This window comes from Streptomyces sp. NPDC002690 (assembly GCF_053592415.1).
In genome coordinates this window covers 1-2688 of record NZ_JBSFVR010000607.1, presented here as the reverse complement: position 1 = coordinate 2688, position 2688 = coordinate 1, and the positions used below count along the sequence as shown (strand labels likewise).

The following is a 2688-nucleotide window of genomic DNA, read 5'->3' as shown; positions in this document are numbered from 1 at the left end:
CGTCGGGGACGTGCACCACGTCCCCGGCCCCCGCCCCGGTCTCGCCGTAGACGTACGTGACGGGCCTGTCGAGCCAACGGCCGACGCTCGGGGTGAGCGCGTTGTTCTCGCCGACGACGAGGACACCGTCCACCTTCTGCTCGGCGAAACGCTCGACGATGCGGCGCAGCCGCGCCGAGTCGCCCCGCGCGTCGGCGATGACCATGCTGAGGTCGACGTCGGCGAGGGCTTCCTCCGCCCCCAGGAGGATGGGCAGCACGAAGCGGTGCACATGACTGTCGACCACCACCAGGCCGACCGTGCCGGTGCGTCCGCTCATGAGGCTGCGGGCGATCCGGTTGGGTGTGAAGGACAGCTCGCGGGCGGCTTTCAGGACCCGGGCCCGTGTCTGGTCGGAGATGCGATCCTGACCGTTGATCGCCTTCGACGCCGTCGTCAGTGAGACGCCGGCCCTCCGGGCCACGTCGGTCAAGGTCACCACCCGTTCGGACTGCATGCGCCGATTGTGGCAGGCGTGCCGTCCTGACCGTCGGTCCCCCGGTCCGGATGCCCTGGGGCGGCCCGCCGCGGGTGCCGGCCCGGGCGTGTCCGGTGCGGCGCCGGGCCCCGGAGTCAGTCCTTCACCGCTCCGGCGGTCACCCCCGCGGCGACGTACCGCTGAGCGAGGATCAGCAGCAGGGCGGCCGGCACCGAGGCGATCACCGCGGTGGCCATGATGGCGTTCCACTCCTGGTTGTTGTTGCCGATGTACTTGTAGATGCCGAGGGTGATGGGCCGCATCCCGCCGCCGGAGTCGAGGGTGTTGGCGAAGACGAAGTCGGACCAGGCCCACAGGAAGCTGAACAGCGAGACGGTGACGATCGCGTTCCGGCTGACGGGGAGGATCACCGACCAGAAGGTGCGCCAGGGACCCGCGCCGTCGATCCACGCGGCAGCGGTGAGTTCACCGGGAATTCCGGTCATGAAGGCGTAGAAGATCATGACGCCGAAGGGGACGGCCAGGGTGGAGTCGGCGATGATCAGGCCCCACCACGCGTCCGTCAGGCCGAGGTCGACGAAGATCCCGTAGAACCCCATCGCCATGACGATGCCGGGGGCCATCTGGGCGACCAGCAGGACCACTTGGAGCGCGCCACCGCCGCGGGGGCGGAGCTTGGCGAGTGCGTAGCCGGCCGGTGCGGCGAGCAGCAGGGTCAGAGCGACCGTGCCGAGCCCGATGAGCAGACTGGTGAGGAGATAGGGCATCTGGTCGTCCAGGACGGCCCGGTACCCCTCGAAGGTGGGATGCAGCGGGAAGAGGTCCGGCGGCGATTTACGCATGTTCTGCTGCGGCGTCAGCGAGACGTTGAACATCCAGTAGACGGGGAACAGCATCAGCGCGGTGAGGATCAGGCCGGTCACTGTCCGCGCGAGGCTGCGGTCACCCGTGCGGGTGTCGGTAGGGGCGCTGTTACGGGCGTGGGTGCGGGAGCCGGTGCGGGTGGTCATGCGTCCTGCCTCCTGGTGGCGCGGATGTAGAACAGTCCGAAGACCAGGGCGATGAGGATGAGGATGTTGCCGACGGCGGCGCCGGGGCCGAAGCGGGGCAGCAGCGAGCCGAAACCGAGCTCGTAGGACCAGGTGGCGAGGGTGGAGGAGGAATCTCCGGGACCACCTTTGGTCATGATCCAGATGAGGTCGAAGACCTTGAGGGTGTAGACGAACCCGAGCATCAGGGTGATGGCGGTGACGGGCCGCAGCAGCGGGAACGTGATCCTCCGGAACTGCTGCCAGGGGTTCGCGCCGTCCAGCGAGGCGGCTTCGTAGATCTCGGCGGGGATGTTCTGCAGGCCGCTGTGGAGGATCACCAGGTTGAAGGGGATGCCGATCCAGATGTTGGCCAGGATCACCGAGACGAGGGCCCAGTGCGGGGAGGTGAGCCAGTCGACCGGGGCGATGCCGACGAGATGCAGCGCCCAGTTGACCACCCCGGACTCGCTGTTGAGCATCCACGCCCAGGTGGAGGAGGAGACGATCAGCGGGAGCAGCCAGGGCACCAGGAACAGCGCCCGCAGGGTCGCGGAGAGGCGGAAGCCCTTGCGGAAGAAGACGGCCAGCGCCAGTCCAGCCGTGTACTGCACGACGAGCGACGCCACGGTGAACACCATCGTGTTGCGCAACGCCGGCCAGAAGGTCGGGTCGTCGAACACGGTGGCGAAGTTGTCCCAGCCCGAGAACGGGGCGTTGCCGTCGACGAAGGAGCGGACCGTGTAGGTGTGGAGGCTCAGATCGACGTTGCGGTAGAGCGGGTACACGTAGAAGACCGCGAGGTAGACGACCAGCGGCGCGGCGAAAGCCCAGGCCGTCAGCTGGGAGCGGCGGCGCCTCCGCCGTAGCGCGGATTCCCTTCGGCCGGCTTGCGTCGCCGCACCGGAGGAGGCCGCGGGCCCCCTCTGTGGGCGGTCGGTGCGGGCGAGGGTCATGCGAGAGCTCCTAGGTCTGTATCGAATCCGGGGCCGGACGCCGCGAGCCCGGCCCGGAACTCGGTACAGACCCTGGGGTCTTTCGGGGTCCGCTGCCATGCGTCGCGAGGCGCGAGGAAGCCGGGGCGGGAAGGGAGCCGGGGCGGGGAGGGAGCCGGGGCGGGCAGGAAGCCGGGGCGGGGGGGGCGAGGGGCGGGGGCGGGCGCTCGGGCTCGGCGGGGGCGGG

Annotated in this window: 3 protein-coding genes; all 3 read right to left on the bottom strand. The window is 69.6% G+C overall.

Annotation, left to right across the window (positions count from 1 at the left end):
• Window positions 1-496 (bottom strand): LacI family DNA-binding transcriptional regulator (locus ACWD3D_RS35790; RefSeq protein WP_451464840.1); only part of this gene is annotated, 496 nt, incomplete at its 3' end.
• 116 nt (window positions 497-612) lie between these two features.
• The gene (locus tag ACWD3D_RS35785; RefSeq protein ID WP_451464841.1) at window positions 613-1374 is read right to left on the bottom strand and encodes a carbohydrate ABC transporter permease; all 762 of its coding nucleotides are present in this window, start codon (window positions 1372-1374) and stop codon (window positions 613-615) included.
• Window positions 1375-1484: 110 nt separating this feature from the next.
• On the bottom strand, window positions 1485-2462 hold the full coding sequence (locus ACWD3D_RS35780; RefSeq protein ID WP_451464839.1) for a carbohydrate ABC transporter permease: 978 nt from the start codon (window positions 2460-2462) through the stop codon (window positions 1485-1487).
• Window positions 2463-2688: the final 226 nt, after the last annotated feature.